Consider the following 25,414-nt stretch of genomic DNA (forward strand, 5'->3'; position numbering starts at 1 on the left):
CCAAAAGGGTTCTCTTTCTTCAAAAAATTCAGAAATTAATTATCAAACTCACGTTCCGTATTACCTTCATTGATAATAATACCACCCATCGCCGGAAGAATAAGATCTACCGATGCATGCGAGAGGTTTTTGAAACCCCAGGTTACGTCATGCGCTCCGCCACTTTCTGCGATTCCGGTTTGCTGAATGAGGAGATCATCATTTTTGGGATCGATTCCTACAGAGAGATGATATGTTCCGCCGTGTTCTTGATAAGTTATCTTAACCTGAACAGGTGAAATTTTTTCGACGGCTATTAGATGATTGATGCGACGGTCTATTGTTCTAAAAAGTGTTTCCCCGACGCTCCATCTTTCGTCTTCCTGCGCCCCATGCTCGTACGTGTAGGTTTCCTGTGTGAGTTTGTTGTGAAAGTGGGCGAGAACGCCTTTTTCAAAGCGAGCGAGGTAGCGATCTGTTTCCGCCAGAATATTGCCTTCTTCGTCAACCTGTAATGTGTTCGGGAAGACTGCTGGGATAAAAACACAGTGTAGTATAGCAACAATCGTTATGAGTCTTTTCATTATCATATCCTTCCTGCTATCGAATATGCTTCTCCTCAAACAAAGTTGATATGCTCCGCTTCAACCAACGAGTGAATGAAATCGTTTTTTTCTTTCAAGAAACAGCGCGTACACTTTTCAGCGATGTTGAAATTCTTATAGAACTTCTGTAACGCTCCGTTGCGCCATGCATCCACGAATCGTTCTTGGTTTAAATCAGCGATAACACCTTCTGGGCGATACTTCCAAATGCAGCAGACGTAGACTTTGCCGTCGGCTCCAATCGCAGTCGCAGGATTTGAGTAGTAGCACGTGTCGCCTTCGTTGTATCGAGGGAACTTCATACGCGAACGCGTCCTAAAAGCATCATGGATTTTAATGTGTCGATTCGCTGCTTGTAGCTGCTGAAGTTGGGCAGCAACATATTCGTGCTCCGTCAGACTAAGTTCTATGTTGTCCACACGTTCACCTTCAAAGACAACACCGCCAATGCGGATGTACTTGACACCCAACGCTTCTGCAAGATCTACAGCTTCCAATAAAGCAGGATTAGTTTCAATCTCGTAATCGAGAATCTTATCTTTTCAAGGCTATCTCTGGATGTGTGAAAACGAGCATATCTTGGGGGTTTCAATCTCGTAATCGAGAATCTTATCTTTTCAAGGCGGCATTCGACCCACATTCTGAAATAATCCTCCTCTGCGTTTCAATCTCGTAATCGAGAATCTTATCTTTTCAAGACCCGCGCGTAACAACAGAGAAATAAAATGTATACATGTTTCAATCTCGTAATCGAGAATCTTATCTTTTCAAGTGCATTCAATCGCGTTCCCTTACCACAAACCCGCGGCGCGCGTAGTTTCAATCTCGTAATCGAGAATCTTATCTTTTCAAGTCACATAGATGTTTTCCGTGGCTTCCAATTCCGCTATGTTTCAATCTCGTAATCGAGAATCTTATCTTTTCAAGTCAGTCACCAAGTCGCTTTTGAAGGGATGCACCCTGTGTTTCAATCTCGTAATCGAGAATCTTATCTTTTCAAGAAGGCACACGCACACGAGTTCGACCATGATGATGACTAGTTTCAATCTCGTAATCGAGAGTCTTATCTTTTCAAGCATCGCTTCGATGCAGCGTCATCGTAGGTATCTCGAGTTTCAATCTCGTAATCGAGAATCTTATCTTTTCAAGGTTGCTCAATGAATTGGGTACCGGTATTGATGACTCGACGTTTCAATCTCGTAATCGAGAATCTTATCTTTTCAAGACTTCAAGCCTAAACACGCACGCTCCCATAAAGCATGCAGTTTCAATCTCGTAATCGAGAATCTTATCTTTTCAAGTTACGGAAACTCTCTGCAGTCGGCAACGATTCAAAGTTTCAATCTCGTAATCGAGAATCTTATCTTTTCAAGTTGATATTGGGATAAGGAATCCTGAAACAGGCGAAATGTTTCAATCTCGTAATCGAGAATCTTATCTTTTCAAGGGATCTTGTTCAGGGTGTTGTCACCGCGTCCATAGGTTTCAATCTCGTAATCGAGAATCTTATCTTTTCAAGTACGGGACCGGACAGGTGCGGAATGCCCCGTCTTAGTTTCAATCTCGTAATCGAGAATCTTATCTTTTCAAGTGCCCTTGCGAAAATCCATTTAAACCTTTGACAGTCTCGTTTCAATCTCGTAATCGAGAATCTTATCTTTTCAAGACCACCATTGGGACGAAACAACAGGCATGCTTTACATCCGTGTTTCAATCTCGTAATCGAGAATCTTATCTTTTCAAGCGGATTCAGGAGCGTTCGCGTCTGCCCAAGCGTCTGTTTCAATCTCGTAATCGAGAATCTTATCTTTTCAAGTGGCTTGGAAATGCCACGCCCCAGTGGGCAATCACGTAAGTTTCAATCTCGTAATCGAGAATCTTATCTTTTCAAGTTTGAACATCGAAAGCGTCGCGTCCGTATTTTTTGACGTTTCAATCTCGTAATCGAGAATCTTATCTTTTCAAGAAAATCGGTAATCACCAAGTATACGCTGCATATACCTGTTAGTTTCAATCTCGTAATCGAGAGTCTTATCTTTTCAAGTAGATGGGTATATCATATACGCTTCAACAATACCTTCGTTTCAATCTCGTAATCGAGAGTCTTATCTTTTCAAGCCCCACCCCTGCACACTCGCGTGTGTAAGGTATGCCGATGTTTCAATCTCGTAATCGAGAGTCTTATCTTTTCAAGGGTGGCGGTCGGGCGTTGTGGCGGTGGACCTAATTACGAGTTTCAATCTCGTAATCGAGAGTCTTATCTTTTCAAGTTTTGACTCATTTGAACTCGATGGGGCCCACAATCTCGGAGTGTTTCAATCTCGTAATCGAGAGTCTTATCTTTTCAAGTCACGATCCCAACCCTTCAGGCGCTGCGAAAGGTATTCGTTTCAATCTCGTAATCGAGAGTCTTATCTTTTCAAGGTGATATTATTGCTGCAGCTCTCTCCCTAAGCACCATCGTTTCAATCTCGTAATCGAGAGTCTTATCTTTTCAAGTTGATGATGGCATCAATCAGGGCACTCACATCACCTGCTGTTTCAATCTCGTAATCGAGAGTCTTATCTTTTCAAGTGGAAGCTTTTAACCCCTCCACACTCCTCGGTTCTAAGTTTCAATCTCGTAATCGAGAGTCTTATCTTTTCAAGTCGCCCACCCCACAGGCAAACACACAACCTTGTGATTGGTTTCAATCTCGTAATCGAGAGTCTTATCTTTTCAAGTCAAGGATACCCCAACGATACCCACAACAAGCATAACACAAGTTTCAATCTCGTAATCGAGAGTCTTATCTTTTCAAGATAATCCGAAGTGGAGTCATTGGAAGGATACTGACGTATAGAGTTTCAATCTCGTAATCGAGAGTCTTATCTTTTCAAGGCTGAACTAAATACCATAAATTGCCGGTGTCGTTATTAGTTTCAATCTCGTAATCGAGAGTCTTATCTTTTCAAGCGATGTTGTTCTGTGCAGAGAAGATGATTTCGCCTTGTTTCAATCTCGTAATCGAGAGTCTTATCTTTTCAAGTTAAATTTCTTATCCATCGCATCAAATATAGGGAGTACGGTTTCAATCTCGTAATCGAGAGTCTTATCTTTTCAAGTTAACTCGCTCACGCGATGGATGTCCTCAACGATACCAAGTTTCAATCTCGTAATCGAGAGTCTTATCTTTTCAAGTGAATGGTAAGTAAACCGAAACCTGTCAGAGTAGGGCGGTTTCAATCTCGTAATCGAGAGTCTTATCTTTTCAAGTTGAGGCATCCCGCTGGGGACGCTATATTCTGCCTGGTTTCAATCTCGTAATCGAGAGTCTTATCTTTTCAAGGGTGGCGTGGGTTGGCGAAAGTGCTAATTACTCTTTAAGGTTTCAATCTCGTAATCGAGAGTCTTATCTTTTCAAGTTGCACAGCGACGCACTTCGGGGTTGCACGTGCAGCGTCCGTTTCAATCTCGTAATCGAGAGTCTTATCTTTTCAAGTATAAACTTTTCCATCACAAGGGGGTTGATGCCGTTGTGTTTCAATCTCGTAATCGAGAGTCTTATCTTTTCAAGGAGATAGCCACCCCAATACGGCATCTGCGGCATACCAGTTTCAATCTCGTAATCGAGAGTCTTATCTTTTCAAGTGGGATGCCATCCTCTGTGAAGCGAGAAACCCGTTATTACAAGTTTCAATCTCGTAATCGAGAGTCTTATCTTTTCAAGTAAAGCGTTCCGGCTTCTGAAAAAGCGTTTTGCGCTGTTTCAATCTCGTAATCGAGAGTCTTATCTTTTCAAGCACCCACTTTGTCAGCAGTCGTTTTATCGGAAAGCCTGTTTCAATCTCGTAATCGAGAGTCTTATCTTTTCAAGATGATGCGTGGGTACCCGATACAAAGGCTTTTGGTTTGTTTCAATCTCGTAATCGAGAGTCTTATCTTTTCAAGTGAAGTGGTGTGCGTGTTTGGTTCTGTTTGATGATCGTTTCAATCTCGTAATCGAGAGTCTTATCTTTTCAAGGGAGAACCCAGTTGCCGAGAGAGAAGGAAGGCTTCACCGTTTCAATCTCGTAATCGAGAGTCTTATCTTTTCAAGTCCGCCCTGCCGGAAGCCTTACTGGACGTGCCTCCATCATAACTGTTTCTATGAGCGAGATATTTCGCCGCAAACACAAGCCCCAGAAATATTCCGCTGAAAGCATGAAAGCACGACTCATAAGGGTTACCGCCTCTCTGTGAGCGTCCCGGATTTTTCGGTCCCCTTCCGCTCATAGAAATATCTTACCACTTAATTTTGCTAAACTTTGGACAATTTTTTCAAGGATACACATTTCGCCCCGCTGGGGCTTGCCTGGTGGGGGGTATGGCGTTTCTATAAACATTTCGCCCCGCTGGGGCTATCCTTTGGGGCCTCCGAGTTTATTTTTTTCGGAGTTGGGTATGTGTGAGAACCCTCGAGAAAAATCAGACATACCTTGAAAACAAGGTATGAACCTGACTGAAATTGTCCAAACTATAGTTAATTTTAGACGATATATGACTGTTTGTCAAGACCTTTTTTTAAACCTATCCGATCGATTTGCTTCTCACACGCCGTACAGAGATGGTAGAAGGTGATCGTGTCCTCTTGCGAATCAATCGCCTTCTCTAATCGGCTCTGCAAGCGCAGCAGGGCGCGGCGATCTGTGTTGCATTCAAAAACGCTATATTGAATGCGAGTGCCAAAGTCTTTGAGGATTTTAGCGACTCTGTTCCGGCGTTTGTCATCTGTAATATCGTAAGCAACTGTGTAATGCATTTAGCGACTCCTCATTAAACGCTCACTCCCAAAGTCCATAGAGGACGGAAGATTGGAAGGAACATACGCTTTCCACCTATCCCACCTTCCCTACCTTCCAACCCTCCACCCGTGTTTGTAGGTTTTGGTCTTAGCGAATCTTCAATGGTGTATACCGATCAATCTCACCCGTTAGATATTTCGCTAAAAGACGCACCTGCAGTTCCATGGCACGCCGAAAGGTCAATTTATATTTAAACATAGGGTGCGTAATTGTCTCATTCTTTCGCGTCTCATAAGCGGCGTAGAACACTTTCCGACACCTGTCCTTGAGATACCATCCGCCGTGGGATTGCGTGAAATCCGTGGGTTTAATGCGTCGGTTGTTGATGAGAGTAACCACAACGGAATCCGCAATAATGGGACGGAATTCCTCCATCACATCAAGGGCAAGGCAGGGTTTACCATATTTGAGCTGATGAAAGAAACCGATGTAAGGATCTAACCCGACTGTCTGAATTGCGGACATAAGATCTGCTGTCAGCAATGAATAGGCGAAACTCAACAGCGCGTTTGTTGCGTCCGCGGGGGGACGGCGACTTCGTCGTTGGAAATCAAAACCCATCTCCGATTTGAGCATAAAGTTGAATGCACCGAAATATGCGGCGGAGGCGTTGCCTTCTATGCCCAGCAATTCTGGCAGCTCTGTCGCTTTAGAGATACGTTTTTCCATGGCTTGCATCGCTTTAATGTTAGCTAATAAAGGCTCTAATACGAGATTTTTGTTATCTCGTGCTTGCCATTTCCGACGTTGAAGCATCGTCCGCATGTTCGCCATTTTTCCTTCTACAAATGCTTTCGATAACTCAAGGCACGCATCTGGATTATTTGCGACCTTATGTTGTGCAGACCGTAAGAGCGAATTTCGGGATACTTGCGGGGTCAAGGCACCATGGTAGCGTCCATAAGCAGAAAGAAAGACAACCGGGATTCCCGCATGCAAGAGCGTCTGCATCGCGGGTGTCGTCAGGTTAACGTTGCCTGAGATGACAACTTGTCCGAGATGAATCAACGGAACATCACGGAGAATTTCGTTCTCTCTCACGACCAGGATACGTTCGCCTGTCTTTTTGATCGCACATCCTTGTTCATCGACGTATAGGACATTATCAATACCGAGCGCGGGCTTGATACGTTTGGGGCGGTCGTCCAATTCGTGCAGGTAAGCGACCTCGTCAGGTAGACAGATCGGACGGACGCTACAGCCGTTACAGCGGTTATCGTGAACCGGTTTGGGAATTTTTCGGGATTCGAGGAGTGCGCGTGCCTCCGCCACATAGCGGAGTGTCGTCTCGCGGAGTTCTTTGTCAAATGGAACCTTCCGCCGTCGCTTAGAACCGATGTAGAAGACGTAACCGTGTGGGATAGAAATCCCTGTTTTCTCCTCCAGCAACAGCCCTTGCAAACAGAGTTGAACCTGATCGTTCAGCCAGTTCCCCATCCCTGCCTTCTTGAATTCAACGGGATACGGGATACCGTTTTTCTCTTCAACGAGGTCGGTATATCCAGAGACTCCCAAAGTGTCCGACGCGAGATACTGTCGTCGAGAGATCGTCTTGTCCCGCTTTTTCCGATCTGTTACGGCTGTATGGACGTTTTCATGCTTGATTTTGCCTTCTTCGACGTGGTCGTTGACGACCTGATGTCCCTCAATAGATTCGTAGTAGAACCGCCGGGGACAGAAGACGTAAGTATTGATTTGTGAGAGTGGAATATAAGTCTTAGACATGCTAACTGCTCCTTTTCAGTCTATCCGGCGCGTTTGTCCCATTCCCATAGTAGTTTTGTAGCCTGTGCCGCAGTAGAAAGCGAAGTTTGCCAAACAGTTCGCTGCACGGAGCAAGTTCTCATCCAATGAAGGCTCGGGGTAAAAAATAAAAGCACATGTGCCGACCCATCCGAATTCGGTATGTCTTCCGAAGTTGAGGTTCTTCGTCTCTGTCGCGACGCTCGTCAACTGAATATATTCTCGGACGAACGTGAGGATTTCGTCTCTGTCGAGTTTTATGGGCGAGAAGGCATTCCACTTGTTCACCCAACTCTGATAGCATCGGATGAGATCGAGGTTTGCTTCTTTACGGGTCTTTTGTCCGCGGGGTGTCATCCCGCGGAAGGCGGTTGGTGAGTAGAAGCGGAGCGACATTTTCGTATCCATCTTTGCGGATTGGATGAGTTCGGCGTAGGTTTCGCTTTTGCTCCAACTCCGCTCCTCCGTGGCGTGCGAGACCATCTGTCTCACCTGAAAGACTGCCTCTCCCAAACGGATCGGAGGCATTGCGAGTGTCAAGAAGGCTTTCCCGAAATGTGTAAAGAGTTCATCATCAAGGAACGTGAGCCGGAGTTTACACTCGGTGCCTGCGTTGATATAGAGTCGGTTATTACGATTTTTAGCCTTCGCGATGAGCGGGGAAACGGTAAAGGGTTTCTGTGCCGCCGGCGCGTGAACGGCTTTTGCGACCTCTGGGTTGCTTTCCTTAAGGATAGAAAGGAACGCAGCGTGGGCGTGGTGTCCCATGGTGGGTCGGAGTGTTACATCGGTTTCGGGTATGAGTGAGATGAGTGTGCTGATGGGCATGGAGTTCCTCCTTAATCAACACTCCAAAAGAGTCAATTGCTCACCTCCTTGTGGAGGAGGTTCAAAAGATTTTTCAGGTTTTTGAGATTCTGGATCAACTTGTTCTGGTGGTGGAAGCTGTATTTCATCTTCTGACTGTGGTTTCTCGAAATCTTTTAGATAATGCAGCCAGATTTCTTTAGACTTACCATCTTCAGTTGTGTGATAAACAAAATTTCGTCGGTACCCGCTAGTCCCGCGGTTTTCAAAAACCTTGGGCGGTTTAACATAGCCTAACTCCTGACAAAAGTAAGGTTCGGGGACCTCAATAAAGAGTTCTTTAAAATAGATGCTTTCACTCCAATCAAGCGGCTTAAACTTAAATTCCTCACGCTGTTCATCGTAAAATCGCTGGTAAACCTTAAAATCGGGGTTCACAGACTCATTTCTACCTTTGTCACTCCAAGCGATACAATTCCTAACAGAGACCCCCACAGCGTTTTCTGGGCGATGGTTAGATTCGTCCGGGATCTTAGTTGTAAGCGTGATTGAAGGTTCAAAACTTCGCGTAATCACAAGGCCTCTATCGTGCAAAGGTTTGTTCTCCAGTCGGGCTTCGTAGAGATACTCATATAGCATATCGAAAAGCACTTCTGCCCTATAGTCCGAATGTGGTTCGTATTTCATAAGGTCAAAAATTTCATTCGGAACAAATCTACCGTTCTGCTGCATTCGCAATACGTTAAGGTACTCTTTCTCCTCTTCTTCAGAAATATCAGAAAGGAACGGACGTATCTTGTCGCCTACAACAACGATTTTAGCATTAGGAACCTTCCCTTTGCGGTTGCACCGGCCTGCACGTTGGATAAGGGAATCGGGGTTGCATAACTCTGTGATAAGTAGATGTGCGTCAAGATCGCATCCTACCTCAATCGCGCTTGTTGTGAAAAGGAGATAACCCTCATCATTATTTTCACGCGCCTTTAGTTTACCATAAACCTTTTTCCGTTTGCGATCAGTGAGTCGTCCGTGGTAAAGGAAAATGTTTTCTCCGCGGTTCCGTTCTTTCATGGACCGGTAAACCGGTACGAGATCTTCGATGGTTTCAATGGTGATAATAGTTCGCTTATCTGGTTCGTACTGTTTAGATATATAGGCACAGATCTCGTCCCGAACTTTTTTCGGCTTTGCAGCAATATGCTCAATCGCTTTATTTGGATGTCGCCTTTCCGGTATTCGATTCTGCCAACACTCTAATTTCAATTTATTGTCGCCTGTAATGTAATCAACAGTGTCTAAGAAATTTAGCTCTTTTTGGTATGTATCAGGCATAGTCGCAGTCATAACGACGACATCCAAATTGGCTTTATAAAGTGCTTTGATGAGGCGTTCAAAATTGACAAACGCAACTTGGTCGTAAGCGTGTACTTCGTCAAAACAGAAAAGATTCTCGCGTTCACCACTATGATGGATTCGGAACGGATAGATATAAGACTTCTTAGGCTCGCCGAATCCAAAAAAGCGGTATAAAAATTTGTCAAACGTTGTCAGGATAACATCCCCATCATAGAGGTGACGTTTCCCTTTTTCCAATTCTTTGCCACCCTTAAAGACAGTGCGTACGGATTCGACACCCGTGTCAACAACAAGGGCATAAGATCTATCTGACTTTCCTGAGGCTTGCCGGAGGTATTTCTCACACCGACTAATCTGATCATCAACAAGACTTCGTGAAGGAAAAATGAGAAAAAGTCTTCGCTCAGCTTTAAGACTCGGAATTAGCACAGCCTCTGTTTTTCCACTGCCGGTGGGTGCTTTGAGCAGAAGTGCAGGATTCATATCTTCGTTTGCAATGTGAGAGAAAAGTTCTTCTTGCATCGGATTTGGCTCGAATTTTGCAAGATTTTGATACGCCTCTATTGCGCTTTGCATAAAATCATCTCCTTGCGTTGGCATTCCACTTTGTTGTTTGCATTGACAATCATTTTACGGAGAAAGTCAACCCCTTTTTTCCGATTGTTCCCTGCAAGTGCCTCATATATTTGACAGCGGTACTCTTGGCACACATCGAATTCATAATACACAAGGGATAAACGGATTTCTTCCTCACCAAACGGATAAGGACTAACTTCAACATTCTTTCCATTCTCACAGCGCGAGTGAAAATCCATAAAGACGCGTGGTTGGACCTCACCTGTGAAAGCGTAGGTCTCAAGTTCCGCTTCAATCTGGTCGCACATCTCCAAGATGTATAGGTCTATTGGAAAATTGTTAGCTGCTGCATCAGAAAACTCCGTCTTACCGGCAAGTTCCGCTTGTGCTTTGACGATACCTTCAACAGAAAATTCATGATGCAGCCGAATGAGCAGTTCAACATAGCGATTGTCATCAGAAACTCTAAAACGGTGTCCGGCAAAGGAATAACCGAGAGATTTTCGCCCGTTTTCCTTCCAACTTCGATAGGTTACGCGAAAGGTTTCCGGCTTTGCATCATCATGTTTTTCGGCGGCGCGTATCAACCAATCGCGGGTTTTACTGCAATCAATTCTGAAGTATTTAGGGTCAAATTGGTTAACTAACTCTACCACATTCCCAACGTGGCTGCCCAATGTAAGGACAGTCACCTTTTCTACATCAGGTCCGCTATCAGGTTCAAAGAAAACTCGACCCACCTTAACAGTATCTATTGCATTAGTCACTTGTTGCTCCTTTCAGCAGCTCATCAATGAAAGGCTTCGGGAGATGAACGATCCCATTCGTGTAGTATTCCAATTTAATCGTGCCGTGAATCTGTCCCGCAACAAATGGAACAAACCCGTTAATAGAGCTCGGTTCAGGATTTTCAAGATTTGTGCGTTCAGATGCTCCAACTCTCCAAGCATAACGATACATGGGAAACGCCTCGCAAGGTTGTCCAACAAGTGCTGTTCCGGGCAGAAGCGTGTCAGGTTCTGCTTCTATCTGTTTTAGACTGAGTTCAGTCGGTCCGCAAATCTCCTCTACAAAAGCGTATCCTTCCTTGCCGATTTTGCACCCAAAGTTTTCAACCGTCTTCAATTGGCTCAGAAGTTCAACGTCTTCCGAAACCACGTAGCCAATGAGTTGTTCTACGAAAAGGTATTCCCACGTATGGAGTTGGTAGTTTCTTTTATCATTTTTTAACCTATAACGCAGGAGTTTTGAAAAAGCATTGTGATTAAACGCCTTAGGTCCTTGCCGCCTTGTAGTGTGTACCGAAAATTTTCCGTTTACTGGATACGCACCCAATGGGCAGAGTTGGGAAGGCAAGGTATAGTAATTCGGATCTTTAACTGCAGTTTCTGGGAGATATCCAGTCTCCAACAGCTTGAGGCGACGTAAAAAGCCTGACATCGTTGTCGGTGGTAGAAAAGGGTACGTACTGATATGTAGGATCGACGAGGGCATTCGTCGAAACGTCAATCCTGATGTCGGTTTAATTATCAGTTCCAGCATCCACATTGAGTTCCTCCTCCTCAAACCTAAGCAGATACTCCGATAATTTGGCAATGGCAGTATCCCCGATGTAGCGATGGAAACTTCCGTGCGTCAACTCACCAGCAGGTTCTCGTAGGCTCCCCGCAATCGAAAAGACAGCATTTGTAAACTGTTTTTTCGCTGTTTTAATATCTATAATAGCCGGTGAAATCACAGGACGTTTGCCAAGCGGGGCAAGATACCGGTCAACGACGATCCATGGTTCTTCAGCATCCTCTTTCGTCAAATGAGGTGCATCGTAGATTTTAATGCCTTTCGGATTACCTGCCCCTAACCGTGCTAATGCGCTCATGAATGCATAAGCTACAGTCGAAAATTCGCTCTCTGTTATACTCAAGCAGTGGTTATAGACGGGATAGAGAAGCCCCGGTTGATTGTATTCCCGTTTGAAGGGAGTCGGTGTCGGATCGGCCTCGGGGGCTTTTCGTATCATCGACGGGTGCATCGCACGTTGCTTCTCTTCAGGTCCCATCGCTTGAATAGCGACACCGCCGCTATGGGTGAGCCGGCCAATAAGGGTCGTTGCATATCAATGCGCGGCTGTTACCACTACCTACAAACTCTCGGCAATTAATCAAAAGATAGCGTCCTGCAACCAAATTTAACTCTCCAAGGGTCAACATTCTCAGATGATTTTCAATAGAAAAAGACTCATCTGTCTGGTCATGTGGTGCGAGCTGTACAACAATCGCTCCACTTGTGAGTTTAAGAGGACAAGCAAAGGCAACCGTCATGCAATCACCACAAATATTCGGGCTAGTCTCACCTCCACCCGATTGGGGGCGTTGGGATGGATCTTTAAGAACAAAACGATTGGCTTTATACTTTCGATCTTCCTTGGAAAAAAGTTTACCACAACTGTAGCAGAAATTGGCACCCTTCATATCACCAGCCCTGCGCTCTATGAATCCTAGAATTTGATTGATGGATACCAACGGGCAAGTTGGTGGAGCAAGAGGTTCGTTAAGAATATCAATTATAGTCCCTTCAATATTCCCGTTTTTTGACTTAGGTTTGACACTTGGGCCAAATTGCCATCTTGCTGCTCCATGAAACTGGCGAGAAAGTCTTTGGATACGCGCAAAATCCTTTTCACCAATTTCCTCTTGCAATTCAGATAAGTTCCGCTTAAGTTCTATTTGATTGGTTTGTTTAACACCTTCAAATATTTCCTTTGCTATAGATAATTTGGTTTGCCATTCATCAAGTTTTTTTTCATTCAAATTCCGCTTCTGTGAGGAGAGTGTAGGTTGACTCAACCCGTCTTTGTATTCCTCTACTTTCAAATGAGCCCTTTGAACAGCTTTACTGTTATCATTGTAAGTTTTATCAAACAAAACTTGATTTTCAAGAGTTGCAAAATAAAAAGCTGCTAAGCAATAGGCCATATCTCTTGTAGCAGGTGGGAAGCGGACGTACCCTACACCAGCACCAGAACGATCAGTTTGTGCAATTTTAATGTGATTAATAAAGAGTGTAAAAGACTTATAGAGTTCATTACTTGAATAAGCGAATTTGATAAATATATTCCATTCAGACTCAAGGTCAAATTCAGGGCTTAGGTCAGTTCGTGGAATAAAGATTTGAATCGCCAAATCATTCTCAGAGAGGCAAATCGCACATTTTTCCCGCTGTAAAAATTTCCAAAACCGTTGAACCAAACTATCATACGCTATCTTAATCTGCATTTCTTGCGGAAGGACAGTACGGTAATAACTATAAATTTCACCAATAGGTTTTCCCATGAACTGGATACGCCCGTTTTCACTTATAGAGAGTTTTTGAACCGGATCTGGAGGTAACTTCGCTTCCGATACCAGACGCTGTATATGATGTTCCGCAGTTCGGATTACTCGCAAAGCATCCATATCGTTCCACCACTGTTTAAGTCGATCATACTTCCGCTCACGGTGCATGCGATGAACGAATGTTTCAAAGACCCTTGCAGAGTCACTCAGGTTTGTCGCGGCAAAGTGAGATGCTAAGATTTTAATCCCATGCTGTGCAAGGTCAATCATTTGTTTTCCTCCTTTTGACTTCCACTTGCCTTAATTATAACATATAAAATTTGCGTTTTACACCAATTTCAAAAAATTCGACATAAAAATCAAGAAAATAGGTCCTTTTTTGAAAAAAAATCAGAAATTGCGAAAATTTATTGACTTTTTACGCGAAATCGGGTATACTTTATTAAATAATTTCACTTGCAGAAGTAAAGTAGCAGCCGAAAACTATTACGTATGCTGAGCTGCCTATTGACCGGTCAGTAGGATAGGTTGCCCATCTTTCACTAAGGTGGTTTTCTGCCGGATGACCCATAGTTTAAAACACAAGTAGAGAACCAGAAGTAAAATCGCAGCCGAAAACTGTTGCGTATGCCGAGCTGCCTGCTGTTGGGTCAGTAGGATAGGTTGCCCATCTTTCACTAAGGTGGTTTTCTGTAGTTTGTCCTATAGGGCGGGACCGCTGTGTTCTGCCCTATATTACATGGACACCGTGGGGCGGGGCCCCGGGAGTTCAGGGAAAATAGGATTCCTCCACCCAACCAGAATTTCACGTTTTATCGCGAGTGAGAAAAGTTCTTTAAGTTCACTGTCCTCGTATTCTAACAAATCCCTTGTAGCACCAGCCACTGCATCTGCTAACCGGATGAGCGGTTCGTTCTCATCCTTTCCACCTCGCACCTTTTCAACTTGACATCCAAGTCCCCGTAATCTACGTTGGTACTCCTTATATTGAGTCCTGACCAGACCATCAATATAAACCGACACAAGAGAATTAGAAGCCTGCAAATTGGTAACCGCTAAGTCAATACCCCGAACAGTAGCCGCAACATAATTTTTCGGTCTCCGAAATCTGTCTCTGTATACGTTGGCACGGGTCTACACCTCGTTTCGGACATCTATCTTACCTGTCACGGCTTCGAAGATGAGGGATTGACGGTATTCTTTGAGGAGCTCAATCTTTCGCTGTTCTGTTGCTATCAGGTCGTCAATCCGCTGGGTTTTGTGGTCAAGGAGGTCAGCGATTTGTGCTTGTTCAGAAAGTGGTGGCACAACGCAAGTGAGATTAGAAATATCATCTACTGCAACAGCGTCGTAAGTACTTCCAGTTGCAACAACATGTAACTCGGTACGAACTACCTCAAGCAAATATTTAGCATAGTGGCGTTCAAGTTGATTGATTCGCGAGCGTATTGCACACAGTCCACGACCGATCCCATATCCCTGATCTACGATGTTGATTGCTCCTACAGGGGCACGAACTGACAGTAAAATATCACCGGGTCTCGCGTATTTCTTTGCTGTTGGACAATAAATTTTAGGGGTCGGATGATGCAACCCAAACTCGGCGTTGCCTTGAAGAAAAGGTGTTCCTATCTGATCACTGTTGTATTCTTCCGAAGGTGGTGATTGCCCCATATTTAAGTCTGCAACATATTTTAACCGCTTCACTTCCCAATACTTTGGTATCTCTCCAACCCACTCCACGCCGCTTTCTTTATATTCAGACAGATATACCCATGGCGTGATCCCCATATCAAATTCACTTCTTCGTTCTGGGATAAACCCCTCGAAAAAATAACCTTTACTATCGCACCTCATAGAACACGACCCACAATCCGCGTAATCCGTATAATCCGCGTAAATCCGCGATTCTGACAATTACACCTCATCGCGGATAACCCATCATCCGCGATGCTGACAATGGCACATCAATACATTTTCAAGGACGAGCCGCAGTATTGCGTTGTGATAGAATCAGTCTCTTATATTTTAAACTTTTCTCACCGAAATTGATTAATAAGGCAACTTCCAATCGGTACGCCCGCAAATAATTTATAGTAGATTCCGTAATTACTTTTACACAAGACTCGGTGCGGTTGCAAACCGCACCTACCGACGGGTGTGCAGATATTTTCGGGTTTTACTATAAAATTATTTTGGACTTATGCAATTCCCCGGTAGGTGCGGTGTTTTTGATAGGGTATTTCCCTCCTAACCGCATCCTACTATGTGGTAGTTGGTGGAATTCCGTAATTTTGCGTAAGTCCTGATTATTCCTGAATGCGTTAAGATTATAACAGATTCAAAGAAAAAATCAAAACATCCATCCCTTTTTTTATTCCTTTCCTTTCTTAAAAATGTTAGTATATTGACATACCTGACAAAGGAGGTTCCTATGTCTACAAGCATAAAACTGATTGATAAAGAATTTCTCAAACACAGTAAAGTAACGCAGCTCCTTAAACTTGATCCGGGTTCTGGACAAAGGTTGTTGAACGAGATCAAGACCATGGAAGGTTTACTGGACAATCCTAAGAAAGGTATTTTCGCGCAGCAGCGACTCACACGGATCGTCTATGAATATATGAACCGTTTCTTTGAAAACTGCCGCCAAGATCCAGAAGCCTTTGTCGATTTTATGTTGAGTATCGAACTGGAACAATCAGAATAAGAAACAGCATGGCACACGGCATCTTTATTACAGGCACAGGGACAGAAATCGGGAAGACGGTCATCGCAGGAGGGTTGGCAGCTGCGCTCAAACACGCCGGGACAAACGTCGGGGTGATGAAACCGATCGCCTCAGGCGATACCGCTGACGCGCAATTCCTTAAGCATGCGGCACACGTCGACGATGAACTCGCCGCGATTAACCCGATTTACCTCCGACACCCGTTGGCACCGTCCGTGGCGGCGAGAATCGAAAACAGAGAGATTGATCTTTCATGTATTAAAACCGCCTTCGCAGCACTTCAACAGAAATACGACTTCGTGATAGTGGAAGGTGTCGGCGGCATCGCCGTCCCACTCCGAGACGACTGCCTCGTGGCGCATCTCATCCACCAGTTGCGATTGCCGATCCTCATTGTCGCAGCGGCAGGTCTGGGAACATTGAACCATACACTCCTGACTGTGGCGTTCGCGCAGCGGTTCGGACTCCAGATCGCCGGTATCGTTCTGAACAGGCACATCCGTGAGGCAGCAGGACTCGCCGAAGCCACAAACCCCGTTGAAATCGAGAAATTGACAGATATTCCCGTGATTGGCGTTGTCCCTTATGAGAAACGATTGGATACCGCTCAGCCCGATCCAGCGTTTTTAGCAGACTTTATGAATCAACATATCGCATGGCGAAAATTAGGAATCCTATAGACATGACACTCCGCTGGCGTGTCGGATTGGTGCTTTTTTACAGTTCCATGAGCGTCTGAAACTCGCGGAAAAATATACAATACGAAACACGAATTGTCCAAACTTTAGTAAAATTGGCAATACTTTCAATATGGAGAAATATGAAGATAAAAACGGCGATTGTACTCGCTGCAGGACTCGGACGTAAGGTGTGGCCCTACGGGGAATTTCGACAGAAATGCACACTCCCTGTCGCCAATACCCCCATTGTTCGACGGGTCGTAGAGAATTTGCTTGAAGTCGGATGCGAACGGATCGTTGTCGTCGTGGGACACTACGCGCAACAAGTGCGCGGGGTACTCGCCGATATACCCAACGTTGTTTTCGTTACACAATACCCCATCGACGGCACTGCGAGTGCTGTGTTGAGTGCATTAGCGCATGTCGAAGATGAACCCTTCCTCGCGGTTTACGGGGATATTGTAACCACACCCGACACCTTCCGCAACGTCATTAGCGAATTTTGTACCCACACTGTGGAAGCGGCGGCATTGGTGCAACGGCTTGATAACGAAGACGCGAGCGACTGGCTCTGTGGCAGTATCGCCACAAAGGAGACAGAAGGCAAAAGCAGCACAAGACTTACCGGTATTGAGGGACACCCGCGCGGGGGTTCACATCGGCTCTGTGGGGTCTACGCCTTCACCCCGACAGCAGTCCCTTACCTGTTAAGGAATCCCGGCATTGTTACACGGGTGCCTGTCGGTGGCATGCCACCCCCGGAATCCGAAATCGCACAATCCATGCAACTCATGATTGACGACGATAGAGAGGTGTTGGCAGTTCAGACAGAGGGATTTCTTGTGGATGTCGATAAGCCGTGGCACGTGCTGGAGGCGAACAACCGGTTGGTGGATTATCTCGCTGCACAGGTTACAGAAGACTGCATCGCGGCGGGTGCGAAAATTTCAGATGCCGCTGAAATTAATGGACACGTCGTGCTTGGGAAAAACTCCGTCATTGGACCGCGTGTCGTTATCAATGGGACGCTCATCGCAGGTGCGAACAATAACATCACAAACGGTGCGATCCTACACGGAAATATTTTCGTCGGGGATCAGTGCAGGATTAGCGATTACTGCGATGTCGGTAGCACTGTCATTGGAAATCGGTGTATTATCGGTCACGGGGCTGAGATGTCGGGGGTGCTGTTCGATAAGGTCTATCTCTATCACTACTGTGAGATGTCGGGTCTTTTCGGATGCGCGACCGATATCGGTGCAGCAACGGTATGTGGAACCCTCCGATTCGATGATGGGGACACACCAATGCGGGTGGAAGGCCGTTACGAGGTTCCGCCTTACGGTGCAAACGCGACCTATATGGGAGACTACTGTCGGACGGGTGTGAATGCGATTCTCATGCCGGGGAGACGTATCGGATCTTATAGTGTCGTAGGTCCCGGTGTCATCCTATACGAGGATGTCCCGAGTAAAACGATGATCATGGCGAAACAGGAATTGGTATCGAAACCGTGGGGACCCGAGCGATACGGCTGGTGATTTTTAATTTTTCCTTGCGGGTCGATTAGGTAGGTTTAATAAATAAAGTGCCTCTCCGTAGACCCGCCTGCGCGGTTGTTGCAGGCTACGTGTCTGGTAGAAAGTTGTAAAGTGTTCTAAAATCTGTAAAGTGTTCTAAAGTTGCGAAGTTGCATCAGCACTTTGGAAGTTCCAATTGCCTTTTTAAACTTTACAGACTTTACAACTTTAGCACACTCGCAAACTTCTTTTTACTTTCGCACACTTCTCAACTTCAAAACTATTGATCTGCTCAGAGGAGCTCCTTTAGCAACTCGGTGAGTTCATCATTACCAGCGGCGAGTTCAAAGATGCGCTTAATTTTGTCTTCACGGGCAGTCTCGGAGTGTGCGGCACCCTCCGGGTCCCAGAGCACTTCAAGTTCCTTGGGATTGAGTCGGTCGTAGTTAACTTTGACGAGTGTGAACGGATAGTTCTCGGGAATAATAACGATCCAATCAATCGTTTCACCGCGGGGCGAGTATTGCCTATCAACGGTTAACTTCGATTCCTGATGCGGCACATTCTTTTTAATCCACTGTTTGCGACCCAGTGTATCCGTTTCAAAATGTCCAACTTCCAACCAATTCCGTCCCGCACCGTTGGGTTTGGTGGTAACTTCAATGCGATGCATGTCAGTCTCACTCCGTTCCATTTATCTTGAAATCTCCATTTATGTTGATCAGGCACCATAAGCCGAACTCACGTTATCCATAGATTTTAACATATCGCCTCAAAAAAGTCAAGCGTTGTTCCTGTCAAAAATTGCGCAAAAATTGCACATACGCCGCAAATTACGACAACCATAACAAAGCTCAAAAATAAATTTGCTTTTTTTCTGAAAAAACGTTATAATATAGACAGGGGTTAGTTTTTCCAATGAGCGATCGGCGTACCAGTATTCGCACCCAATTTAGCCAATCTGAAGGGATATTCCACCATGCGAGTCGAAATGAAATATGGGACCGGAACACTACCGATTGAGATTCCCGACAAAAATGTAGCGGGGGTTCTTGAAATCTCGGAAAGCGTTCCGCTGCCAGATGAAGATAGTGCCGTCCGCGAGGCACTCGCTCAACCTATTGCCTCGCCTCCTTTGGCTGAACTCGCAAAAGGGCGCGAGTCAGCATGTATTGTTATCTCCGACATAACTCGACCCGTGCCGAATAAAGTGATCCTCCCGCCAATCCTCGAAACACTCGAACAGAGGGGCATCCCAAGCGAGAAAATAACGATCCTCATTGCGACAGGTATCCACCGCCCGAATAACGCAGAAGAACTCGAAACGATGGTTGGACGCGAGATTATGGAGAGATACCGTATCGTCAACCATTTTTCGCAGAAAATAGAGACACACACCTATTTAGGCACAACAGAGAACGGAACCCCTATTTATATTGACAAAACCTATCTTGAAGCGGATCTGAAAATTATCACCGGTCTGATTGAACCGCACTTGATGGCGGGTTACTCTGGCGGTCGAAAGGCTATCTGTCCAGGCATCGCCTCCATCGAGACAATGCGGGTGATGCACGGTCCCGAACTGATGGAGCATCCAAAATCGGCTGTGGGTATTTTGGATGGGAATCCGTTCCATACAGAAGCGACAGAAATTGCGCTGATGGCTGGTGCTGACTTTAACCTGAACGTTGCCATTGATAAGCACCGCCAGATCACGGGTATTTTCGCAGGCGACATGGTTGCGTCCCACCGTGTCGGTGCGGGGTTTGTCGAGAAGCACGCCAAGGTTACGTTACCCACCGCAGCAGATGCCGTTGTTGTTTCCAGCGCAGGGTACCCTTTAGATGCGACGTTCTATCAAGCGATCAAAGGCTTGCTAACCGCCGTTGAGATTGTCAAGCAGGGCGGAAGTATCCTGCTCGTCGCGGCATGCAGTGAAGGGATCGGTAGCAAGCCGTTTACAGACCTGATTTTCAAGACCGATGATTTAACCGCATTCGTGCAAGGGCTTTACAATCCAGCAAACTTTGTCATCGATCAGTGGCAGTTAGAAGAGTTAGCAAAGGTCGCGCGGAAAGCAGATATCTATTTCTACACGGATGGCATTCCGTATCATCAACGTGTAAAGTTGTTCGTGCATCCTTTGAAAAGCGCGCAGGCAGGTATTGATGAACTCCTTACCCGATACGGCGCAGATGCTCAAATTGCAGTAATTCCTGAGGGACCCTACGTTTTGGCGCAGCTGGTAAAAAAGCAGCAAGCTTAAGTCTTAAAGAAGATAGAAAAATGGCAAACTCCAATGTAGCGCTCAGAGCATATAGAGATGGCTTACACCTGATTATCAGGCCCCATCTGTCAATTACAGAAGTTGAAGAGGCGATTGAACAGGAAATCTCTCGGATGAATCAACCTTTAGGAGGGGCATCCGTGCAGATTGATCTGAAGGGGCCTACCTTGAAACCGGAGGAAATGGCGTATTTAAAATCTAAACTTCAGGAGACTTACAATCTGCAGGTCCGGGGTATTGAAACTGTTGATGAGCAAGTCCCGCCCCCTATCGCTGCGGCACCCACGACGCACGCCCTTCCACAAAGAACAGTCCCGCAGCAGACGCGAGATACCGATCCTTCAAGGATTATACCGTATACGATTCGCTCAGGGCAGATAGAAGATTTCCCACAAGGGAGTCTCGTTATCTACGGCGATGTCAATTCGGGTGGGGAAGTCCGAGCGGGCGGCGATATTGTCGTGCTTGGCGCGTTACGCGGGAACGCACACGCAGGTTTAAATAATAGACCCTCGGCTGTAATTATCGCCATGGAGTTAGTGCCTGTCCAACTCCAAATTGGGAGCTTTATAAATCGCAGACCTATGAACCAAAAACCCCGAGGGTATCCAGAAATCGCGCGCGTCGGGGTAGAAGATGTTATTATCATTGAGAAATTTGTTAAGTTTTAATACAGGAGGTTTCGGGTTATGGGAAAAGTAATCGTCGTAACGTCAGGAAAAGGAGGCGTCGGGAAAACCACCTCTACTGCCAATTTAGGAACAGCACTCGCCTTGCTTGGTAAAACCGTCGTGGTTGTCGATGCAGATGTCGGGCTTCGGAACCTCGATATCGTCATGGGACTTGAGAGTCGGATTGTCTACACTTCAATGGATGTTATCGAAAAGCAATGCGAACTCAGTAAAGCTCTTGTGAAAGACCGACGCGTCGATGGACTCACGTTACTGGCAGCGTCCCAGAAAAACAACAAGGACGACATCCAACCAGAACAGATGAAAACGATTTGTGACAAGTTACGGTCAGAACACGATTTCGTGTTGATTGACTCGCCCGCAGGGATTGAGCGGGGTTTCAGCAACGCTTCCGCAGGCGCAGATGAAGCCATCGTCGTCACGACACCGGACGTATCTGCGATTCGGGATGCCGACCGGATTATCGGGTTGTTGCAACATGCCGGTATCGAACCGATCAACCTTGTGCTAAATCGCTTCTCCCCGGAACTCGTGGGGAACGGTAGCATGATGGACCAAGAAGATGTCTTGGATATCCTTAACATCGACCTGATCGGTATTGTTCCTGAAGACACGGGTGTGATTACTTCTACGAATCGCGGGATTCCTTTAGTATACGAAGACGCTTCCCCCGGTTCCCAAGCTTATATGCGCATTGCACGCCGGCTCACTGGACAACGAATCCCGATACCTGACTTAGAGCAGAAAGGCTTGCTTACCAATATCGTCAATTGGTTCAGAAATAGATAAAGCGTCTTTCTATCATAAACTCCAAGCAAGCGTATAAGATATTCAACATTCATTTTTAAGGCAAAAAAGGAGGGCGGTTTCTTCCCAATCTTAAAAGAGTGGGTTTCCAAACCGCAAACTTGATGAATATCAATCTAAGACAATTGTTCGGGCGCAAACCGAAGTCGAGTAGCATTGCCAAGCAGCGCCTAAAACTTGTCATTACACAAGATAGGCTTGATGTAGATGACCGCTTTATGACAAGATTACATCATGAGTTAGCAGAAGTTCTGGCAAAGTATTTTGAATTTTCCGTTAACTCCGTTTCGATGTCCTTGAAACAGGAAGGAAACTCTTACGTACTCGTTGCGGATATTCCTTACAAAAAGTTTCATGACGTCAATGCAAGACAATGATCGCCAGCAAAGGAGTCACCCGACTGGAGAGCAAACTTGAGGGAACATACTCCAACGCTTTAGAGAATCAATTCCCAAATCGCTTTTGCGACTCCGTCATCGTCATTGGTCGTCGTAATATGATCGGCACATGCACGGATCGGTGGCACTGCGTTTGCCATTGCTATGCCGAACCCCGCTGTCTTGAGTAAACTTTCATCATTGTAACTATCACCGAAAGCAACAACTGTCTCCATCGGAATGCTAAACCGATTGGCGAGGGCTGTAAGTGCGCGTCCCTTAGCGACTTCCGGATTCATAAATTCAATATATTCCGCCTGGGTCTGCGTGACGTAAAGCTTCTCCGCATAATTGGTCTGAAAAGTGTCTAAAAGCGGTTTTAATTTTTCGGGTGTATGGATGATGAGTAACTTTGTGGGGGTTTCTCCGGCTAATTCACGTAGGTCGCCGACAGGTGTCGCCGGAACGCCTGTTCGCGCTTCGTAGAGGTTGCTCCATGCGTTGCGTTCAGCGACGTAAAGTTCGTCATTCAAACAGAAGTTGAGATGCAAATTCTGCGCAACGCAGTCACCAACGACCGCCATCGCGTAGTCGGCTGGAACAGGTGTATGATGATACACCTCACCCGTCGTCGCGTGTTGGACCATCCCGCCATTGTAAGAGATAATCGGGTTTTCCAGTCCGATCTGATCGCTGATCGGTTTGATAGACCGGTGCATCCTCCCAGAAATTAACACCACAAGAATGTCTTTTGCGGCGAGTTCCCGAAGCGCGTCCCGGTTTTTTGGTGATACTGCATGTTCGCTGTTGAGGAGTGTCCCATCCAAGTCAAAAGCCGCTAAACGACACGGTATTTTCATTTTTAATTTATTGCTCCTGGACTGCCTTCCATTTCGTTTCAGGCAGGTTTTTGGTTAATTCGTATCCTCACCCCCGTAGAATGCCACACGCGCATTCTGACGTTGATTCAGGGGTGCTATGTCTATAAAACTGCTGATGGCTGACCGCTACTTTCCCCAGACGGCTTGCTCGGTTTCTCGGTCAAAGAGATGCATCTCTGCTTCGTCAAAATTTAACCAGACGGTGTCCCCAGCCGTAACCTGAAACGTCGGATGCGTCCTGACCCGAAGGAGAATAGGTTCTTGGGTCTCTGAATGTGTGCCGAGACGGATGTCAAGAATATTGACGGGACCGAGCGGTTCAACGAGATGCACATCAGCAGGAATCGTTTCTCCCGCCGACTGACCCACCGCTGTGATATGTTCCGGACGAATGCCGAACACCAACCCGTTTTCTACCGCACCTGAAGTCGTATTTGCTTGTCGTTCCGGAGAGAGGCGAAAATAGACATCGGTGTGACACAACCGGAGTAGGGATTCCCCCTCCCGCACGGTAGTTTCCGCATCAAGGAGATTCATAGTGGGCATTCCCATAAATCCCGCCACAAAGAGGCTTTCCGGCTTGTTGTAGATTTCATGCGGTGTGCCAATTTGCTGCAATACCCCTTGGTGGATAACAGCAATCCTATCGGCGAGAGACATGGCTTCGACCTGATCGTGTGTTACAAAGAGGGTCGTTGCCCCGATTTCGTGTTGGAGTCGTTTAATTTCGGCGCGGGTGTCAACGCGAATCTTCGCGTCTAAATTCGCCATGGGTTCATCAAGGAGATACACCTTCGGTTGACGCACCATGGCGCGCCCGAGCGCGACGCGTTGCATCTCGCCACCGCTGAGGACACTCGGCTTTCGATGGAGTATATCGGATATCTGCAAGATTCCTGCCACCCGCTTCACTTGGGCATCAATCTCCGATTTCGAGAGCTTCACGGCTTTGAGGGGAAAAGCGATGTTATCGTAGACGCTCAGATGTGGGTAGAGGGCATAGAATTGAAAGACAAAGGCGATGTCGCGGTCGGCGGGGGAGAGATCGTTGACACGCTGCCCATCAATGAAGATATCGCCTTCTTCAGGGTTTTCTAAACCTGCGATGAGACGGAGCGTTGTAGTTTTGCCACAGCCTGAGGGGCCCAGAAAAACAACGAACTCTTTGTCCTGAACTTCCAGATTGAAATCCTTGACGGCTACGACATCACCGTAGCGTTTTACAATATTCTCAAGCTTAATGTGCGCCATATTTTAAACTTTGCTTGCGCGCGATACGACAGTTTTCGCTAAAGACTCTTTTTTGTCGGTTCCGCACGCGTGTTTTTGCTTGGGGTTTTTGATAGGGGTCTTTGCTTGGGCATTTCTGCGTATTTCTGCGTATTTCTGCGTGTTTCTGCGTGTTTCTGCGTGCTACAAACTTTGGATTTTTATCTCGTTAGAAAAAACTCTGCATCAGAAAGTGCATCACCGCGCCTGAAACGAGGGGCACCGTGAGGTTGTCGTCGATCGGGAAGGGAAGGAGCTCCACCAGTGTCGCAACGAAGGCACCAATGATGCCTATAATAGGATTCAACGTCACTAAAGCAATCAAAGCACAAACAACGAAACAGGCGGCACTGCCCTCTAAACTCTTTTTGCCCAGCAGTTTCGTCTTGCCCCACATTTTCCCGACCAGGGCAGCTGCCAAATCTCCCAATATCATAAAGAAAATGCAAACGATCGCAAGCGTCTTGGCGAAAAAGAAAATACACAAGAAAGCACTGATGAGATAGTAGGTCGCGCCTGTCACCGCGCCTTTGCGCTCGTGCGTGCGGAGCAGGAAAGCAAACATTTTGAAAAAGAACTCACCGAAACTCGGGGAGAGCCATTTCATCAATTCTACAGTAAGTGCCAATCCCGCCGGCACTCCGATGAGGATTAACATCGTCTGCCGATCTAAAAACAGATAGATAACCGGTAGGATAAGTCCTGATAAATGGATACTTTTCCGAAACAGCTCGGCTAACATTTTCTACCTTCCATACAACACGAATAACGTCTGCTTAATTATTATAGGATTTATAGGCGAAAATATCAAGTGAAAATAGAAAGCGTTTTTCTTTTTTTTAACAAAAAAATTACACATTTTTGTTGCATTTGAAGATTACAATTTCTTTACCATTACTAAAGTTTGGACAATTTTAAGAATTAAGATGCAGAAAAGCAGAAAAGCAG

23 protein-coding genes, 1 pseudogene and 1 CRISPR repeat array are annotated in these 25,414 nt (G+C 45.9%); of the genes and pseudogenes, 7 read left to right on the top strand and 17 right to left on the bottom strand.

Going from position 1 to position 25,414, the window contains the following annotated elements; genetic code table 11:
* Positions 1-35: 35 nt before the first annotated feature.
* From F4X88_05995 to F4X88_06055, 13 genes and pseudogenes are all read right to left on the bottom strand, one after another.
* Positions 36-563, bottom strand: coding sequence for a hypothetical protein (locus tag F4X88_05995; GenBank protein MYA55826.1), 528 nt, complete (start codon positions 561-563; stop codon positions 36-38).
* 35 nt (positions 564-598) lie between these two features.
* Positions 599-1,081 carry a hypothetical protein gene (locus F4X88_06000; GenBank protein MYA55827.1) on the bottom strand — a complete coding sequence of 161 codons (483 nt, stop codon included), beginning with the start codon at positions 1,079-1,081 and terminating at the stop codon, positions 599-601.
* Between the two features lie 13 nt (positions 1,082-1,094).
* Positions 1,095-4,663: a CRISPR direct-repeat array (repeat unit 37 nt; unit sequence GTTTCAATCTCGTAATCGAGAGTCTTATCTTTTCAAG).
* Between the two features lie 429 nt (positions 4,664-5,092).
* On the bottom strand, positions 5,093-5,365 hold the full coding sequence (gene cas2 / locus F4X88_06005; GenBank protein ID MYA55828.1) for a CRISPR-associated endonuclease Cas2: 273 nt from the start codon (positions 5,363-5,365) through the stop codon (positions 5,093-5,095).
* Positions 5,366-5,495: 130 nt separating this feature from the next.
* Entirely contained in the window at positions 5,496-7,133 is a 1,638-nt protein-coding gene (gene cas1 / locus F4X88_06010; GenBank protein MYA55829.1) for a CRISPR-associated endonuclease Cas1, read from the bottom strand.
* 15 nt (positions 7,134-7,148) lie between these two features.
* A complete protein-coding gene (cas6, locus tag F4X88_06015) occupies positions 7,149-7,979 on the bottom strand; it encodes a CRISPR-associated endoribonuclease Cas6 (GenBank protein ID MYA55830.1) in 831 nt (276 codons plus the stop codon).
* A 15-nt stretch (positions 7,980-7,994) separates the two neighbouring features.
* Positions 7,995-9,914: a CRISPR-associated helicase Cas3' gene (gene cas3 / locus F4X88_06020; protein MYA55831.1), complete on the bottom strand. Its 1,920-nt coding sequence runs from the start codon at positions 9,912-9,914 to the stop codon at positions 7,995-7,997.
* Positions 9,875-10,657 carry a hypothetical protein gene (locus F4X88_06025; GenBank protein MYA55832.1) on the bottom strand — a complete coding sequence of 261 codons (783 nt, stop codon included), beginning with the start codon at positions 10,655-10,657 and terminating at the stop codon, positions 9,875-9,877. The genes cas3 and F4X88_06025 overlap by 40 nt, the downstream gene beginning before the upstream one ends.
* Entirely contained in the window at positions 10,650-11,432 is a 783-nt protein-coding gene (locus tag F4X88_06030) for a hypothetical protein (protein ID MYA55833.1), read from the bottom strand. The genes F4X88_06025 and F4X88_06030 overlap by 8 nt, the downstream gene beginning before the upstream one ends.
* The gene (locus F4X88_06035) at positions 11,413-11,946 is read right to left on the bottom strand and encodes a hypothetical protein (GenBank protein MYA55834.1); all 534 of its coding nucleotides are present in this window, start codon (positions 11,944-11,946) and stop codon (positions 11,413-11,415) included. Before F4X88_06035 ends, F4X88_06030 begins: the two co-directional genes overlap by 20 nt.
* Before the next feature lie 22 nt (positions 11,947-11,968).
* Positions 11,969-13,492 carry a hypothetical protein gene (locus F4X88_06040; GenBank protein MYA55835.1) on the bottom strand — a complete coding sequence of 508 codons (1,524 nt, stop codon included), beginning with the start codon at positions 13,490-13,492 and terminating at the stop codon, positions 11,969-11,971.
* A 465-nt stretch (positions 13,493-13,957) separates the two neighbouring features.
* Positions 13,958-14,158, bottom strand: a complete 201-nt coding sequence (locus F4X88_06045) for a hypothetical protein (GenBank protein MYA55836.1) — start codon at positions 14,156-14,158, stop codon at positions 13,958-13,960.
* A 198-nt stretch (positions 14,159-14,356) separates the two neighbouring features.
* Positions 14,357-15,079: a hypothetical protein gene (locus F4X88_06050; GenBank protein ID MYA55837.1), complete on the bottom strand. Its 723-nt coding sequence runs from the start codon at positions 15,077-15,079 to the stop codon at positions 14,357-14,359.
* A gap of 121 nt (positions 15,080-15,200) precedes the next feature.
* Positions 15,201-15,317: pseudogene (locus F4X88_06055) on the bottom strand (GxxExxY protein).
* A 339-nt stretch (positions 15,318-15,656) separates the two neighbouring features.
* On the opposite strand from F4X88_06055, the gene F4X88_06060 reads away from it, so the two are divergent.
* From F4X88_06060 to F4X88_06070, 3 genes are all read left to right on the top strand, one after another.
* A complete protein-coding gene (locus F4X88_06060) occupies positions 15,657-15,932 on the top strand; it encodes a hypothetical protein (protein MYA55838.1) in 276 nt (91 codons plus the stop codon).
* An 8-nt stretch (positions 15,933-15,940) separates the two neighbouring features.
* Positions 15,941-16,633 (top strand): dethiobiotin synthase, encoded by a 693-nt coding sequence (gene bioD / locus F4X88_06065; protein ID MYA55839.1) that lies wholly within the window; start codon positions 15,941-15,943, stop codon positions 16,631-16,633.
* Positions 16,634-16,773: 140 nt separating this feature from the next.
* Positions 16,774-18,174 carry an NTP transferase domain-containing protein gene (locus F4X88_06070; protein MYA55840.1) on the top strand — a complete coding sequence of 467 codons (1,401 nt, stop codon included), beginning with the start codon at positions 16,774-16,776 and terminating at the stop codon, positions 18,172-18,174.
* Positions 18,175-18,445: 271 nt separating this feature from the next.
* Here F4X88_06070 and F4X88_06075 read toward each other — a convergent pair whose 3' ends face one another.
* Positions 18,446-18,847 (bottom strand): hypothetical protein, encoded by a 402-nt coding sequence (locus F4X88_06075; GenBank protein MYA55841.1) that lies wholly within the window; start codon positions 18,845-18,847, stop codon positions 18,446-18,448.
* Positions 18,848-19,132: 285 nt separating this feature from the next.
* Here F4X88_06075 and larA point away from each other — a divergent pair, with 285 nt between their 5' ends.
* From larA to minE, 4 genes are all read left to right on the top strand, one after another.
* Positions 19,133-20,419: a nickel-dependent lactate racemase gene (gene larA, locus F4X88_06080; protein MYA55842.1), complete on the top strand. Its 1,287-nt coding sequence runs from the start codon at positions 19,133-19,135 to the stop codon at positions 20,417-20,419.
* Positions 20,420-20,439: 20 nt separating this feature from the next.
* Positions 20,440-21,111, top strand: a complete 672-nt coding sequence (locus tag F4X88_06085) for a hypothetical protein (GenBank protein ID MYA55843.1) — start codon at positions 20,440-20,442, stop codon at positions 21,109-21,111.
* Positions 21,112-21,129: 18 nt separating this feature from the next.
* Positions 21,130-21,921 carry a septum site-determining protein MinD gene (gene minD, locus F4X88_06090; GenBank protein MYA55844.1) on the top strand — a complete coding sequence of 264 codons (792 nt, stop codon included), beginning with the start codon at positions 21,130-21,132 and terminating at the stop codon, positions 21,919-21,921.
* A 122-nt stretch (positions 21,922-22,043) separates the two neighbouring features.
* Positions 22,044-22,316 (top strand): cell division topological specificity factor MinE, encoded by a 273-nt coding sequence (minE, locus tag F4X88_06095; GenBank protein ID MYA55845.1) that lies wholly within the window; start codon positions 22,044-22,046, stop codon positions 22,314-22,316.
* Positions 22,317-22,375: 59 nt separating this feature from the next.
* Here the strand turns inward: minE and F4X88_06100 are convergent, their stop codons facing one another.
* The 3 genes from F4X88_06100 to F4X88_06110 form a co-directional block, all read right to left on the bottom strand.
* Positions 22,376-23,176, bottom strand: coding sequence for an HAD family phosphatase (locus F4X88_06100; GenBank protein ID MYA55846.1), 801 nt, complete (start codon positions 23,174-23,176; stop codon positions 22,376-22,378).
* Positions 23,177-23,323: 147 nt separating this feature from the next.
* Positions 23,324-24,448, bottom strand: coding sequence for an ABC transporter ATP-binding protein (locus tag F4X88_06105; GenBank protein ID MYA55847.1), 1,125 nt, complete (start codon positions 24,446-24,448; stop codon positions 23,324-23,326).
* A gap of 187 nt (positions 24,449-24,635) precedes the next feature.
* Entirely contained in the window at positions 24,636-25,208 is a 573-nt protein-coding gene (locus F4X88_06110; GenBank protein MYA55848.1) for a phosphatidate cytidylyltransferase, read from the bottom strand.
* Positions 25,209-25,414 lie beyond the last annotated feature (206 nt).

The organism is Candidatus Poribacteria bacterium (assembly GCA_009839745.1).
Classification (GTDB): Bacteria; Poribacteria; WGA-4E; order WGA-4E; family WGA-3G; genus WGA-3G.

Coding starts and splice junctions, on each gene's coding strand:
- F4X88_05995 (MYA55826.1), bottom strand. CDS start 563: ATGAAAAGACTCATAACGATTGTTGCTATACTACACTGTGTTTTTATC.
- cas2 (MYA55828.1), bottom strand. CDS start 5,365: ATGCATTACACAGTTGCTTACGATATTACAGATGACAAACGCCGGAAC.
- cas1 (MYA55829.1), bottom strand. CDS start 7,133: ATGTCTAAGACTTATATTCCACTCTCACAAATCAATACTTACGTCTTC.
- cas6 (MYA55830.1), bottom strand. CDS start 7,979: ATGCCCATCAGCACACTCATCTCACTCATACCCGAAACCGATGTAACA.
- cas3 (MYA55831.1), bottom strand. CDS start 9,914: ATGCCAACGCAAGGAGATGATTTTATGCAAAGCGCAATAGAGGCGTAT.
- F4X88_06030 (MYA55833.1), bottom strand. CDS start 11,432: ATGCTGGAACTGATAATTAAACCGACATCAGGATTGACGTTTCGACGA.
- F4X88_06035 (MYA55834.1), bottom strand. CDS start 11,946: ATGGGACCTGAAGAGAAGCAACGTGCGATGCACCCGTCGATGATACGA.
- F4X88_06040 (MYA55835.1), bottom strand. CDS start 13,492: ATGATTGACCTTGCACAGCATGGGATTAAAATCTTAGCATCTCACTTT.
- F4X88_06050 (MYA55837.1), bottom strand. CDS start 15,079: ATGAGGTGCGATAGTAAAGGTTATTTTTTCGAGGGGTTTATCCCAGAA.
- F4X88_06060 (MYA55838.1), top strand. CDS start 15,657: ATGTCTACAAGCATAAAACTGATTGATAAAGAATTTCTCAAACACAGT.
- bioD (MYA55839.1), top strand. CDS start 15,941: ATGGCACACGGCATCTTTATTACAGGCACAGGGACAGAAATCGGGAAG.
- F4X88_06070 (MYA55840.1), top strand. CDS start 16,774: ATGAAGATAAAAACGGCGATTGTACTCGCTGCAGGACTCGGACGTAAG.
- F4X88_06075 (MYA55841.1), bottom strand. CDS start 18,847: ATGGAACGGAGTGAGACTGACATGCATCGCATTGAAGTTACCACCAAA.
- larA (MYA55842.1), top strand. CDS start 19,133: ATGCGAGTCGAAATGAAATATGGGACCGGAACACTACCGATTGAGATT.
- F4X88_06085 (MYA55843.1), top strand. CDS start 20,440: ATGGCAAACTCCAATGTAGCGCTCAGAGCATATAGAGATGGCTTACAC.
- minD (MYA55844.1), top strand. CDS start 21,130: ATGGGAAAAGTAATCGTCGTAACGTCAGGAAAAGGAGGCGTCGGGAAA.
- minE (MYA55845.1), top strand. CDS start 22,044: ATGAATATCAATCTAAGACAATTGTTCGGGCGCAAACCGAAGTCGAGT.
- F4X88_06100 (MYA55846.1), bottom strand. CDS start 23,176: ATGAAAATACCGTGTCGTTTAGCGGCTTTTGACTTGGATGGGACACTC.
- F4X88_06105 (MYA55847.1), bottom strand. CDS start 24,448: ATGGCGCACATTAAGCTTGAGAATATTGTAAAACGCTACGGTGATGTC.
- F4X88_06110 (MYA55848.1), bottom strand. CDS start 25,208: ATGTTAGCCGAGCTGTTTCGGAAAAGTATCCATTTATCAGGACTTATC.